The sequence below is a fragment of the Kurthia huakuii LAM0618 genome, assembly GCF_000505545.1.
GTDB lineage: Bacteria > Bacillota > Bacilli > Bacillales_A > Planococcaceae > Kurthia > Kurthia huakuii.
Genome location: NZ_AYTB01000015.1, coordinates 285,845 through 298,027 on the forward strand (window position 1 = coordinate 285,845; position 12,183 = coordinate 298,027).

General features: G+C 38.9%; 14 protein-coding genes and 1 other annotated feature. Of the genes, 9 read left to right on the forward strand and 5 right to left on the reverse strand.

Translation table 11 applies throughout. From position 1 onward, the window contains the following. Window positions 1–203 precede the first annotated feature (203 nt). The 4 genes from V514_RS0113185 to V514_RS0113200 all read left to right on the forward strand — a co-directional run bounded on the left by V514_RS0113185 (window position 204) and on the right by V514_RS0113200 (window position 2,256). Window positions 204–998 carry a SigB/SigF/SigG family RNA polymerase sigma factor gene (locus tag V514_RS0113185; RefSeq protein ID WP_029500391.1) on the forward strand — a complete coding sequence of 265 codons (795 nt, stop codon included), beginning with the start codon at window positions 204–206 and terminating at the stop codon, window positions 996–998. Between the two features lie 72 nt (window positions 999–1,070). Next, the gene (locus V514_RS0113190) at window positions 1,071–1,427 is read left to right on the forward strand and encodes a CHASE3 domain-containing protein (protein WP_029500392.1); all 357 of its coding nucleotides are present in this window, start codon (window positions 1,071–1,073) and stop codon (window positions 1,425–1,427) included. Window positions 1,428–1,711: 284 nt separating this feature from the next. Further along, window positions 1,712–1,939: a hypothetical protein gene (locus V514_RS0113195; protein ID WP_029500393.1), complete on the forward strand. Its 228-nt coding sequence runs from the start codon at window positions 1,712–1,714 to the stop codon at window positions 1,937–1,939. A 23-nt stretch (window positions 1,940–1,962) separates the two neighbouring features. Further along, complete coding sequence (locus V514_RS0113200; protein WP_029500394.1) at window positions 1,963–2,256, forward strand: GAF domain-containing protein; 294 nt, start codon at window positions 1,963–1,965, stop codon at window positions 2,254–2,256. A 149-nt stretch (window positions 2,257–2,405) separates the two neighbouring features. On the opposite strand, the gene V514_RS0113205 is transcribed toward V514_RS0113200, so the two are convergent. Continuing rightward, entirely contained in the window at window positions 2,406–2,846 is a 441-nt protein-coding gene (locus tag V514_RS0113205; RefSeq protein WP_029500395.1) for a hypothetical protein, read from the reverse strand. 18 nt (window positions 2,847–2,864) lie between these two features. Further along, window positions 2,865–4,538 carry an arginine--tRNA ligase gene (gene argS, locus V514_RS0113210; protein ID WP_029500396.1) on the reverse strand — a complete coding sequence of 558 codons (1,674 nt, stop codon included), beginning with the start codon at window positions 4,536–4,538 and terminating at the stop codon, window positions 2,865–2,867. A 40-nt stretch (window positions 4,539–4,578) separates the two neighbouring features. Continuing rightward, window positions 4,579–4,791 (reverse strand) — a binding site (T-box leader). 152 nt (window positions 4,792–4,943) lie between these two features. Between argS and V514_RS0113215 the strand changes: the two genes are divergently transcribed. After that, window positions 4,944–5,204 carry a hypothetical protein gene (locus tag V514_RS0113215; protein ID WP_029500397.1) on the forward strand — a complete coding sequence of 87 codons (261 nt, stop codon included), beginning with the start codon at window positions 4,944–4,946 and terminating at the stop codon, window positions 5,202–5,204. Window positions 5,205–5,276: 72 nt separating this feature from the next. Here the strand turns inward: V514_RS0113215 and V514_RS0113220 are convergent, their stop codons facing one another. After that, window positions 5,277–5,510 (reverse strand): hypothetical protein, encoded by a 234-nt coding sequence (locus tag V514_RS0113220; RefSeq protein WP_029500398.1) that lies wholly within the window; start codon window positions 5,508–5,510, stop codon window positions 5,277–5,279. A gap of 66 nt (window positions 5,511–5,576) precedes the next feature. Then, window positions 5,577–6,773: an ornithine--oxo-acid transaminase gene (locus tag V514_RS0113225; RefSeq protein WP_029500399.1), complete on the reverse strand. Its 1,197-nt coding sequence runs from the start codon at window positions 6,771–6,773 to the stop codon at window positions 5,577–5,579. A gap of 179 nt (window positions 6,774–6,952) precedes the next feature. Here V514_RS0113225 and V514_RS0113230 point away from each other — a divergent pair, with 179 nt between their 5' ends. Then, window positions 6,953–8,305, forward strand: a complete 1,353-nt coding sequence (locus tag V514_RS0113230) for a sigma-54 interaction domain-containing protein (protein ID WP_029500400.1) — start codon at window positions 6,953–6,955, stop codon at window positions 8,303–8,305. A 119-nt stretch (window positions 8,306–8,424) separates the two neighbouring features. On the opposite strand, the gene V514_RS0113235 is transcribed toward V514_RS0113230, so the two are convergent. Continuing rightward, a complete protein-coding gene (locus V514_RS0113235; RefSeq protein WP_029500401.1) occupies window positions 8,425–9,243 on the reverse strand; it encodes a hypothetical protein in 819 nt (272 codons plus the stop codon). 136 nt (window positions 9,244–9,379) lie between these two features. On the opposite strand from V514_RS0113235, the gene V514_RS0113240 reads away from it, so the two are divergent. From V514_RS0113240 to ahlS, 3 genes are all read left to right on the forward strand, one after another. Then, window positions 9,380–10,027 (forward strand): MOSC domain-containing protein, encoded by a 648-nt coding sequence (locus V514_RS0113240; RefSeq protein WP_029500402.1) that lies wholly within the window; start codon window positions 9,380–9,382, stop codon window positions 10,025–10,027. Between the two features lie 261 nt (window positions 10,028–10,288). After that, window positions 10,289–11,014: a TspO/MBR family protein gene (locus V514_RS0113245; RefSeq protein ID WP_029500403.1), complete on the forward strand. Its 726-nt coding sequence runs from the start codon at window positions 10,289–10,291 to the stop codon at window positions 11,012–11,014. 129 nt (window positions 11,015–11,143) lie between these two features. Beyond that, on the forward strand, window positions 11,144–11,980 hold the full coding sequence (ahlS, locus tag V514_RS0113255) for an AhlS family quorum-quenching N-acyl homoserine lactonase (protein ID WP_029500404.1): 837 nt from the start codon (window positions 11,144–11,146) through the stop codon (window positions 11,978–11,980). The last annotated feature ends 203 nt before the right edge of the window (window positions 11,981–12,183 follow it).

Genomic DNA, 12,183 nt, shown 5'->3' on the forward strand with positions numbered 1-12,183 from the left:
AAAAAATATATTTAAAATAAGGTATAAATATGGATGCTATGATAACTATACCCTTTTTTAAAAAAATAAACGTTTCGAAGTAACTAATAGAGATGAATAATTAGTACAACTTTTATTTAAAAATGTTTGACATTTATAGTGTGAGGTAAAGCTTAGTATGGTTCAAGTTGAGAGTTCAAACTAGATTTAGGAGGAACTTATACATGGAGAAGAAAACATTTGATGAGAAGGAAGTTCAAACATTACTTTTTGCTGCGCAGAATGATGATAAAGAAGCGGCAACTAAGCTTGTTGAAAGGTTTAAACCACTAGTTTTATCAATTGTAAATAAATATTCGCGCAAAGTTTCTGAGCGTGAAGATGTTGTACAAGTAGGAATGGTCGGCTTGACGAAGGCGATTCAAAAATTTGATTTAAGTGTGGATCGTAAATTTATTTCTTATGCGGTTCCTACAATTGCTGGAGAAATCAAACGTTATTTCCGAGATTGCACATGGGATGTTCATGTTCCGCGTCGCGTTAAAGAATTTTATATGCATGTCAATAGAGCAATCAATGATTTGAATGAACATTTGCAACGTTCACCAAATGTAAATGAAATTGCAGAACATTTACAAGTAAAAGAAGATATTGTGTTGGAAACGATGGAGCTAATGAACGGCTACAATACATTATCATTAGAAGCAACTGTAGATTCGGGAGCTGTGGGAGCACCATCTACATACTACGATTATCAAGGTGTGGTAGATAGTAATTATGAGAAATTTGAAAATCACTTAGTGTTAAAGCAATCCTTGCAGTATTTATCGACGCAAGAACGAGAAATTGTCGAGTTGCTATTTTTTGAAAATTGGACGCAAATGGAAGTTGCTCATAAATTTGGCGTATCTCAAATGCATATTTCGCGTATGCGCCGAAAGATTTTAATGAAATTAAAAAACATGATCCATGTGCACGATGGAATGTATTCAGCACAATATTTCTCAAAAAAAGCTTAAATGTTCGCATGAGACTTTCTAATTTTTAAAGTTAGGAAGTCTTTTCTATGTGTAGAAAGAAGGTTACCATTGATGAAAACAACGATACGCATGAAAATTAACGGGAGTTATGTGGCATTATTACTATGCTTTGTGAGTGCTCTTATTTTAATAGGAAGTCACATGAATACCTTAAAAGAAACTCGAAATGAGCTAATCACAAAAAACATGCAAGTTCAGACACTCATTGATATGTTAGAAAATGATATTGTGGCAATTGAACGTGCGCAGCAAAATTTGTTGATAGCTGGGAAAGAAAGTGAACTTGCAACTTACAATGCAGCGAAAAAAGACTTTGAAAACATGTGGCAACAGCTTTACTTGCGTATGGATAATCGTAAAACACAACAAGCTCATCTTCGTACAATCAACAGCAATATAGAAAAATGATTGATACAAGTTGTCGAACCTTCAATGAATACAACAAAGCAACAACGTGACGCAGAGATGCAGCCACTGCTGAATGATAGGCATAAGAGTGCTGCACTTACAGCAATTTAACAAATGAAAGAGTGTGAAAAAAATGATGTGACTTCAGAGATGAAACGTTTGGATCAGATGAATAAACGAATAGTAGTCATGTTAGGCGCATTTCTAGTAATCGCCATTGTGGTTGCTATTGTGATCTCAAATATACTTTCTAAAAATATCTCACAATCAATGCGCTCAATCATATGGTGCATTCAAAAAATAATTTCAAAGATAGGTTGCGTGTAAAAGGGCATGATGAAATACGTGCGTTAAGTGAAGCGACAAACGATTTGTTAGATGATTTTGAAAAACGCATATGGCTCCAAACGAAAGAAACACAAATCGTAAAATCTTATCAAGGTGTTAATGGGATTTTGCGCTTGTCCGAATTGTTTTTAACTGAATTGTCGCATGTAACAAAAGCTTCATAGGGCGCTTTTTATGTGAAGGACTCATGGGGCAATGTGCATTAGACAAAAAAATGATGTCGCTAGATGCGCTCGAACAGTATCAAGTAATAAATACAGGACTAGGTGAAATGCCTCCAAACATGGTGCAGTTGATTCCCATTCTTTTTGAAAATGAAACAATTGCCGTATTAGAGTTAGCAACGACAACAACATTTACAAAAATGGAATTACAGCTTATGCAAAATGCTGTGGATACTTTTGGTGCGACTGTGAATAGCGTATTAAGCCGTATGCGTATTGTGCAACTTTTAAATGATTCTCGTTCAATATCACACTAAAAAAGAGGCTAGGACATAAGTGTAAAAACACCATCTCAGATGAGCATAAGAAAAACCGGAACCGCGCTAAAGCGCAATTCCGGTTTTTTGTTGCGAACGCTAAAAAAGAAAATGAACTGTTTTGTCCCAGCCTCTTTTTTGTTAATTTGTTATACGCCAGTTGACCACATAGCATATTGGCCTGTTTTTAATAGTTGTACGAATTGAAGTCCACGTTCAATTTCCGCTAATAACGCTTGCTTTGACAGGTAGCAATCATCTTCTTCAGGGCCTAGTATAATCTCTTCGTCTAGACAGCACATGAATTTTTCTTTCCATGAAGTAAATGTTTGCTCGAGTGCCGGTGCAGCTTCATCAGTGAATAATGTTAATTCCCAATGAGAAAATGTAGTAGAGCCTTGTTCGATTGCTTCTAGCTGTGTCCCTTTTACAGCATCCATTAAACGATGTGGGTCATAATCAATAACATCCACTGGAATATGTAAAAATTGTGCGTCTTCTCCAAAGGCTAATAACGCGGTGTCGAGTGCTAGTGGAGCATCTACCTCTAATTTACTGATTGGAAATAAGTAAAAATCGTACGTATCCATATTGTCCTCTTTCTGTATTTACATATGTTGCGGTGCTTCAATTCCTAATAGGTTTAAGCATTCTTCTAAAATGATCGATGCAGTGTAAAGTACTGTTAAACGGTCATGTTGCGCGTTGTCATTTGTTAATACCTTTTGTTGTCCATAAAACTTGTTAACAGTGCGAGAAAGTTGCAAACTAAATTTCGCAATTTGAGAAGGGTCTGCTTGTGCGTAGGCGCGTTCAATTGTTGCTGGGAAAGCTTCGAGTACTTTGATTGTTGGCCATAATGCATCATCTAGGGATTGAAGCGGCGCTGTTGTGGCGTCAAATTGTGCTTTTTCAAGCAAAGTATGAATACGCGCATTTGTATATTGAACATAAGGGCCTGTTTCGCCTTCGAATGTTACCATTTGCTCAATTGAAAATTCGATGTCATTTTGTCGGTCATTTTTTAAATCATTGAAAATGACAGCACCAATGCCTACTTGTTTAGCGACCTCATCGATTGCAGAAAGATTTGGATTTTTTTCTAAAATCGTTTGTTTTGCAGCTTCCATCGTATCGCTTAGCACATCAGAAAGCAACACAATTTTTCCTTTACGTGTCGACATTTTTTTGCCATCTTTTAACATCATGCCAAATGGAATATGTGTAAATTTTGATGCATCGTAACCGAGCTTGTCGATGACGTAGAACCATTGTTTGAAGTGCAGCGTTTGCTCGCCACCAACGACATAAAATAATTTTTCTGGCTGATACGTGTCTAGGCGGTAGAAAGCTGCGGCCAAGTCACGCGTTGCATATAAAGTAGCACCGTCTTTCTTTTTAATTAAACAAGGTGGTAATTCCTCGCCTAAATCAACAACTTGTGCACCTTCTGAAGCTGTTAATAACTTTTTAGTTTCTAATTCGTGAACGACGCGTGCCATTTTATCGTTATAGAAAGCTTCGCCATTATACGAGTCAAAATGAACGCCTAGAAGTTCGTAAATTTCATTAAATTCTACTAACGAAGCTTCACGGAATTCTTTCCAAAGAGCAAGTGCCGCTGCATCGCCTTCTTCGAGTGCTTTAAATGCTTGGCGAGCCTGGTCATCAAGGGCGGCATCTTTTTCTGCTTCTTCATGGAATTGTACATAAATTTTTAATAGTTCTTGAATGGGGTGCTTGCGAATTGCTTCGGCATCGCCCCAAAGTTTATAAGCGACAATCAACTTCCCAAATTGTGTACCCCAGTCACCGAGGTGATTAATACGCACCGCTTCATAGCCCATTTTTTCAGCAATATTCGCAATTGCTTGCCCGATAACGGTTGAGCGTAAATGACCCATTGAGAAAGGTTTGGCTATATTGGGTGATGAATAGTCAACGACGATTTTTTTGCCATTTTGCTGTTGTGTCGCATACATTGCTTGTTGTGTTACAATCGCTGGAATGATCGCGTTGGCAATTGGTAATGGCTCTAAGAAAAAGTTAATATACGGGCCAGTTGCGACGACTTGTCGGATGCGTTCATCGTGTAATTTTTCAGCTAACTCAGCGGCGATTTGAGCAGGTGCTTGGCGTAAAATTTTAGCTAACATAAAGCAAGGGAAGGCGATATCACCTAGTTCTTCATGTTTTGGTTTTTCCAGTAAGCTTTCAATCGTTGTGAAATCAATTGCTTGATTGAGTGCATCATAAAGTAATTGTGTAATCATTATTTTCATATTTTTCTCCTCCATTAAATAAAAAAAGCCCTCGCCTCAATAAAGAGACGAGAGCATAGATTCCCGTGGTACCACTCTAGTTGCCAAAAAAAGGCCACTCAACATTGTTAACGAGGCTTTCCCCGATACTTCCTACTAGATTCAGAAGCTTTCTCCAAAGTGCGTTTCACCGTATCGATTTGGCTAGGCTTTCACCAGTTCCTAGCTCGCTTCTCCATCGTATAGCGGTTACTCTCTTTTTCATCGAATTTGTCGAATCATTGAATTGTGTTTTATAGTACTAGAAAAAAAGTAGTGAAGCAACTCTTTTTTTACAAATGTGTTTTGGCATCTATGAAATTTTTTGTTTCAGTTAATGCATAATTGGGGAATAATGACTCAAAAAACAATAAGGGGTTGGCTGTGATGGAGACACTACGTTTGACGAAAGTATTGCTTGTATTAATGACATTAGCACTATCTACGATTATGTTTATTAATGAAAAATTTCAATTTATGCCGTTGCAATTGACAATGGTGCTATTATTATGTGGTGTCTTAGCATTTGAGGAATGGCGCTTAAAAGAAAATGCGACAAATGCGCTAACGATTGCGACGGGAATGGGTTTAATGGTTATATTTAAAGAAAACAGGAATCGCCTATGCGGTTCCTGTTTTGTGTTATAGCGATTATTGGATGAAAAATAATCAATAACAAAAAAGATAGACCACCGTTCATTGTTGTGGTCTACTTTTTTATTAAAATCGCAAATGCTGTTTCGCTGTTTTTCGTGCTTCCTGTTTTGTAATCGTGCGCCAAATTGATAAATAAATAGGGATAAAAACGATTGTAAAAAGAATGATGGCACCAATGATAAGACCTATATTTGGTTGCTTGACCATCGTATTATACAAATAGGCACTGACGAAAACAATCGCATAGGCGATGATGAGCCATAACCAAAACAATGCTTTCGTTGTGTAACTCCGCATAAAACCCCTCCTGCATGTAAGTGTACCATAAGAGGGATGTTGCAGAACATCTAACTTTCGCAAAGTTTACTGTTCATTAAATACGGCTTTAATGTGTTCGATTGCCCAGTCTAATTCTTCTTTTGAGATGACTAGTGGTGGTGCAAAACGGATGACCGTTGCATGCGTTTCTTTGCATAATAATCCTTTTTCCATGAGCGCTTCACAATAAGGGCGCGCGGCTGTATGCAGTTCTACACCGATGAAAAGACCTGTGCCACGAATTTCTTTAATGGCTGTATGTTCAATTGTTTCTAATTGTTCTTTAAAATAATTTCCTAGGTCGAGTGAACGCTGTACTAAATGTTCTTGTTCAATAACTTCAAGAGAAGCGGTTGATACGGCGCATGCGAGTGGATTGCCACCAAATGTTGAACCGTGTGAACCGGGGTTTAAGACGCCTAAAATGGTCTCATCGGCAACGACTGCTGAAATCGGCATGACACCACCACCTAGCGCTTTTCCTAATACTAAAATGTCCGGTGTGACGCCTTCCCATTCATAGGCAAACATTTTTCCGGTACGTGCGAGCCCAGTTTGAATTTCATCGCAAATGAATAAGACGTTATGTTTACGACAAATGGCTTCTACGGCTTTTAAATAACCTGTTGGTGGCATAATAATACCCGCTTCTCCTTGAATGGGTTCAACAATAAAAGCAGCGGTATTTGCTGTGATGGCTTGTTCTAACGCCTCCGCGTCACCATATCGAACAACGTTAAAACCGCTCAGCATTGGTCCAAATCCGCGTTTATATTCTTCTTCAGATGAGAGGGATAGTGCGCCCATCGTCCGGCCATGAAAGTTGCCGATACAACCAATGATTTCGGCTTTCCCTGCTTCGACACCTTTTACGTCATACGCCCAGCGCCTTGCGACTTTGATGGCAGATTCTACGGCTTCTGCGCCCGTATTCATTGGGAGCACCATGTTTTTTCCTGTCAGCGACGTCATTTTTTCATACCACGGCGCCAATTGATCGTTATGAAACGCGCGTGATGTTAACGTTACCTTTTGAGCTTGATTTATTAACGCTTCAATAATTTTCGGATGGCGATGCCCTTGATTAAGTGCGGAATAAGCAGATAGCATATCCATATATTTCGTTCCTTCAGGGTCATATACCCATACGCCTTCACCGCGCTCAATGACAATTGGAAGCGGATGATAGTTGTGTGCTCCTAGTTTTTCAGTTGTAGCAATGATTGATGATGTCGTTGTCATAGTAAATTCGCCCCTTTTAAAAGATGTGTACACTAAATGCAATGCAAAAACCATGCCAATATTAAAAGCTTGTTGTAGCAAGGTTGCGTAGCGAAACGATTAAAAATTTGACGAAAATTTTTTCTAAATGGCCCAATTCGCCAATTTTTTTTGCTATGCTAATGAAAAGAGGTGAGCATATGGAAAAATTATTAGTCGAAGCGATGAATTGTTTAAATGTTGGTGTCCATATCATTGATTCGACCGGGAAGACGATTGTATATAATGAAAAAATGTCTGCCTTAGAAGCAATGAAAAGCGGTGATGTCTTACATAAAAATATTCAGGATGTCTTTCAATTTCAAGAAAATGAAGAAAGTACCTTGCTGAGCGCGCTCCATAGTGGCGAGGCGATTTTAAATGTAAAACAGCAGTATTTTAATAATGTAGGCCGTAAAATCATGACCGTGAATAATACGTATCCAATCGTAGAGGACGGCGCTGTGACGGCGGTAATCGAAGTAGCAACGGATGTTACAAAAATGGAGCGACTGCTGCGTCACCAAAAAGAAGCGTTACAATCAACGTTTCAGTTTGATGATATTATTGGCGCAAATACAGCGCTAGAAGACGTCATCGAATTAGCGAAGCGTGCGGCGCGTACTGCATCGAATGTGTTAGTAATTGGCGAAACAGGGACGGGCAAGGAATTATTTGTACAAAGCATTCATGATGCGAGTAATCGTTCGGCGAAGCCATTGATTGCGCAAAACTGTGCTGCACTGCCAGATTCATTAATGGAAAGTATTTTATTTGGGACGGCGAAAGGCGCTTTCACAGATGCAGAGGACCGCCCTGGATTATTTGAGCTCGCAAAAGGCGGCACATTGCTGTTAGATGAAGTGAATTCATTACCGCTACAGCTACAGGCGAAGTTATTACGCGTGTTGCAGGATAAAAAAGTGCGACGTATTGGCGGCTTACAAGAAGTTGCGGTAGATGTGCGCGTCATTGCAACGATTAATGAAGACCCATTTGAACTCATTATAAATGAAAAATTGCGGAAAGATTTGTATTATCGCTTAGCTGTCGTGGCGCTCATGATTCCACCGTTGCGTGAGCGTATGGATGATTTGGATAAGTTAGTCGATACGTTTATTCAAAAATATAATGAGCTCTTGCAAATGAATGTCCAGGCGATTTCACCGGCTGTACGGGCGCATTTCAATCAGCATGATTGGCCAGGAAATGTTCGCGAACTAGAACATGCCATTGAATCAGCGATGAACAGTATGGAATATGAACAAATTATTGATGAGGTGCATTTGCCTTATTATTTCCGTATGAAAACGTCAAAAATGCAAAAAATCCCGCTAGCGCAGTTAGCAAATGATGCTTCTAAAACATTAAAAGAGCAATTGCTTGATGCTGAGCGTGTCATTTTAGAAAAAGTATTAAGTGATACGCAGCATCATATTACCCTCGCAGCGAAACAATTAGGACTTAGCCGCCAAAGCTTGCAGTATCGGATGAAGCGCCTCGGCTTAAATTAACAAAAAAAGAGCCGCCTAAGTCGAAACTTAGACGGCTAAAAGAGAAGAATATGAAAAGTACACTTATAATATAACCATTATCCGTAGTATATAAACCTATTTTTAAAAATTAATTAAACTTATTTTTCAGCGTCTTCTTCCGATTTTGTTAAAAGTGTCTGAATACGTTCATTGTACATCGCATGTAAACGATTAATTTCTTGCTGATGTTCGCGACTCATGGCGACAAGTTCATTATTTTTTGCAGCAGACTCTTGCATGCGCACAAGCTCGATATCTTTAGCATGTGTCGCTTCAATCGCTTGCAGTTGATTTTCTAAATCGTGATTTAGTTGATACGCCTTTTGAAGCTCGACCTCTTGTTCTTTTAATTCTTTTTTATGCGCCGCTACTAATGCCGTATGCTCTTGTTTTGCTAAAGCGAGGTCATTGCGTAGCCCTTTGTAAGAAGCGACTTCTTCTTCTAAGTTGTTCATTTTTTCACTGTAGCTAGCAATTAATGCTTGCTTATCGCCCATCGTACTTGCCAGTTCATGATTTTTTTCTTCAAGTGTTGCGATGGCATCATTTAACTCGTCATATTGTGTATTCATGGATTCAACAGCCGCATCTTTTTCTTGCACTTGTTTTTGTAAGTCTGCAATGGTGCGGTCTTTTTGTTTTACAAGCTCGGTAGAATCGCTAATTGCTTGTGCACGCAAATAGCCTGAGCGTTCAATCATATTCGCAACAAGCGTGTAAATGCGTTGTGTATGATGCTCTAATTCATCTAAATCTGGTGTAAATTCCGTTGCTTTTTCTTTCATTGTTTGGACTTGATAAAGTGCGACCGCTTTTTCAAGCCATTCTTTTGCTGAATAGCCACTATCCTCGATAATTTTTTTCGTTTTATCATGCATTTCTTCGGTGATTTTAAATCCCATCGTTTTATCTGCCATTATTGCCACTCCCTAGTTAACAAATTGTGATGTATAGCGGGTTAACTCGCTGTATATACGTTAACATTAGTATAGCATAATGGGCTTTTCTTTTAATACGGGGTTGTATACAATGAAAGAAATAAGGGGGAATAGTATGCCAGCGTTAACATATTTTTCAATTGGGAAACCAAAGCAAATGAATTACGGGACAGAAAAAGTAATGGAGACGGCGATTTGTAAGGAAGCGGTCGAGGAAGCCTATTTATCAAAGGATGGCTTTCATGGTGATGGCGTCGCAGATTTAAAGCATCACGGGGGATTAGATCGTGCTGTGTGCGTGTATCCATATGAACATTATGCACAGTGGCAACAAGAATTTGGCACAGCATTGCCGCCATCTGCATTTGGGGAAAATGTGACGGTAGCCAACTTATTGGAAGCGGATGTTGCCATTGGTGACATTTATCAGCTAGGAGATGCTGTTATTCAAGTGACACAAGGTCGTATCCCTTGTAATACAATTAATCGCCGCGTAGGACAGGCGCAAATGATGAAGCGCATGGTTGAGACGGGTTTTACGGGCTATTTATGCCGCGTGTTAGAAGAGGGCGTCGTACGTAGCGATTCTAACATGACATTGCTCAAAAAAGACCCTGCTAATATTACAGTATTATTTGGCAATGAAACATATTTTCATCATGCAAAAGATGCAGCACGAATGAGAAAAATGATTGCCGTTGAGGCGTTGGCCGATGATTGGCGCGAGCGTTTAGATACGCGTCTTGCAAAAGTAGAAGGTTGAATAAAAAAGCACATCTATTTAGCGGAAGTGCTAGACCACCCGAACCAATTAGAGTGAAATCTAATTTTTCGCGAGGGTTTAATTTTTAGAGACCTTACGGCAAATTGGTCGTAAGGCTGAATCGGTCCTAGAATGTTGCCGAGACAGTTGTTGCTTTTAAAGGCAGAATGAAGGTAAGTTATGATGAAAATACAAGTTTTTTCTCCGGTTTGTTGTTAACTTAATTGACTTTTGGGTATAGATTTCAAAAGGAGGGAAAACATGACGCTCTATTTAGCGATGTGGATTAGTTTAATTGTAATGATTGCGATGAATGCATTAGCAAATATTATTCCATTGAACAATCAAACGACAGGAGAGATTTCTAATAAGCTCGACGTCCTCTTTACGCCTACTGGGTATGTCTTTTCAATTTGGTCTGTTATTTATATACTACTTATCATTTGGTTAATGATGATTTATAAACCAATGAGACGTCATGATGTAGACCGTAAAATTGGTTTTGCTTTTATTGCGAGTTGTGTGTGGAATATCGCCTGGCTCATCTGTTGGCATTTTGAATTTTTCAATACTTCGATTGTTTTTATGCTCTTATTACTTGTCACACTCATCTTTATTTACAGTAACTATACAAATAACGAACAGACCTTTGCCAAACGGTTACCATTCTCGATTTATTTAGCCTGGATTTCAGTAGCAACGATTGCCAATATTAGCTACGTCTTAAAATATAATGGGGTCACCCTTGGAATTAACGAGCTATTTGGCTCTTTTGTCCTTGTTATTTTAGCCGCGGCATTAGCGATACTTGCCGTCAAAGTTTCACGAGATTTATATTTCTTAGCCGTCATCACATGGGCATTAATCGGTGTCTCGGTTGCGAATGATCATGCTTTAATGAGTACAGGAACGGGAATTGTCGTTGGCATAATGGTTTTGATATCGCTCTATATTTATGCCATAACCGAAAAAAGCTCGTCTGCTTAATGGACGAGCTTTTTATTCATGATCCACCGCATTATAATTTAAATTTTCTGATAATTACTGTCTTTAAAACAAAAAATTTGATAGAATGTAAAAAAGGGAGAACTAAATTGGAAGCAAAGGGGTGGCGAAATGTGTCAAAATAAAAAGTTGTACGTATTAGATACAGGGACGATGAAAATGGACAAAAATTACATGATTGCGATGCATAATCCAGCAACAATTGATGCACCTACAAAGCCAGCAGAATTTGTAGAATTTCCGGTTTACGCTGTACTAATCGATCATCCAGAAGGGAAAATTTTGTTTGATACAGGGTGTAATCCCGACAGTATGAATGAGGATGGACCATGGCCAGAGGGGATACGACGTGCGTTTCCGACATTTGCGACAGAGGAATGTTATTTAATTAATCGTTTAGAACAACTAAAGGTGCGGCCAGAGGATATTAAGTATGTCGTAGCATCGCATTTGCATTTGGACCATGCGGGTTGTTTAGAGTTATTTACGAATGCTGAAATTATCGTCCATGACGCAGAACTTGCGAGTGTGATGAAATCTTTTGCGATGACGCGAGATATGGGGGCGTATATTTGGGCAGACGTCATGAGTTGGGTACAAAAACAATTGCGCTGGCGCACGGTTAAGGTGTGGCAAAAAGAACTACAGCTTGTCGAAGGCATTAAAATTATTAACTTTGGACCGGGCCACGCGTATGGTATGTTAGGGCTGCATGTAGAGTTACCGGGATATGGTAACGTGCTCCTCGCGTCCGATGCGGTTTACACAAAAGAGTCGTATGGACCGCCAATTAAGCCGCCGGGTATTTTGTATGACTCGGTTGGTTACAATCAAACGGTTGAACGTATTCATCAATTTGCACACGAGCATAAGAGTGAAGTTTGGTTTGGGCACGATGCTGAGCAATTTAAATCGTTTAGAAAATCAACGGAAGGGTATTACGAATAAGTCTCGTAACAAGAATAGAACGTAAACGAATGAAAGAAAAGGCATTGCCACATTAGAGGCAGTGTCTTTTTTGATGGCTAAATTGATTCACTTATGAATCAATCATTCATAAATAAATCGAAAATCCGTTTAATTGATTCAGTTATAAATCGATAAAGATTAATAAGTCCGATTTTTCAGTCTTTTTAAGTTTGGCATTATTC

Excerpts from the sequence above, each read along its gene's own strand:
- V514_RS0113185 (WP_029500391.1), top strand. The coding sequence starts at position 204 with ATGGAGAAGAAAACATTTGATGAGAAGGAAGTTCAAACATTACTTTTT.
- V514_RS0113190 (WP_029500392.1), top strand. The coding sequence starts at position 1,071 with ATGAAAACAACGATACGCATGAAAATTAACGGGAGTTATGTGGCATTA.
- V514_RS0113195 (WP_029500393.1), top strand. The coding sequence starts at position 1,712 with ATGGTGCATTCAAAAAATAATTTCAAAGATAGGTTGCGTGTAAAAGGG.
- V514_RS0113200 (WP_029500394.1), top strand. The coding sequence starts at position 1,963 with ATGGGGCAATGTGCATTAGACAAAAAAATGATGTCGCTAGATGCGCTC.
- V514_RS0113205 (WP_029500395.1), bottom strand. The coding sequence starts at position 2,846 with ATGGATACGTACGATTTTTACTTATTTCCAATCAGTAAATTAGAGGTA.
- argS (WP_029500396.1), bottom strand. The coding sequence starts at position 4,538 with ATGAAAATAATGATTACACAATTACTTTATGATGCACTCAATCAAGCA.
- V514_RS0113215 (WP_029500397.1), top strand. The coding sequence starts at position 4,944 with ATGGAGACACTACGTTTGACGAAAGTATTGCTTGTATTAATGACATTA.
- V514_RS0113220 (WP_029500398.1), bottom strand. The coding sequence starts at position 5,510 with ATGCGGAGTTACACAACGAAAGCATTGTTTTGGTTATGGCTCATCATC.
- V514_RS0113225 (WP_029500399.1), bottom strand. The coding sequence starts at position 6,773 with ATGACAACGACATCATCAATCATTGCTACAACTGAAAAACTAGGAGCA.
- V514_RS0113230 (WP_029500400.1), top strand. The coding sequence starts at position 6,953 with ATGGAAAAATTATTAGTCGAAGCGATGAATTGTTTAAATGTTGGTGTC.
- V514_RS0113235 (WP_029500401.1), bottom strand. The coding sequence starts at position 9,243 with ATGGCAGATAAAACGATGGGATTTAAAATCACCGAAGAAATGCATGAT.
- V514_RS0113240 (WP_029500402.1), top strand. The coding sequence starts at position 9,380 with ATGCCAGCGTTAACATATTTTTCAATTGGGAAACCAAAGCAAATGAAT.
- V514_RS0113245 (WP_029500403.1), top strand. The coding sequence starts at position 10,289 with ATGACGCTCTATTTAGCGATGTGGATTAGTTTAATTGTAATGATTGCG.
- ahlS (WP_029500404.1), top strand. The coding sequence starts at position 11,144 with ATGTGTCAAAATAAAAAGTTGTACGTATTAGATACAGGGACGATGAAA.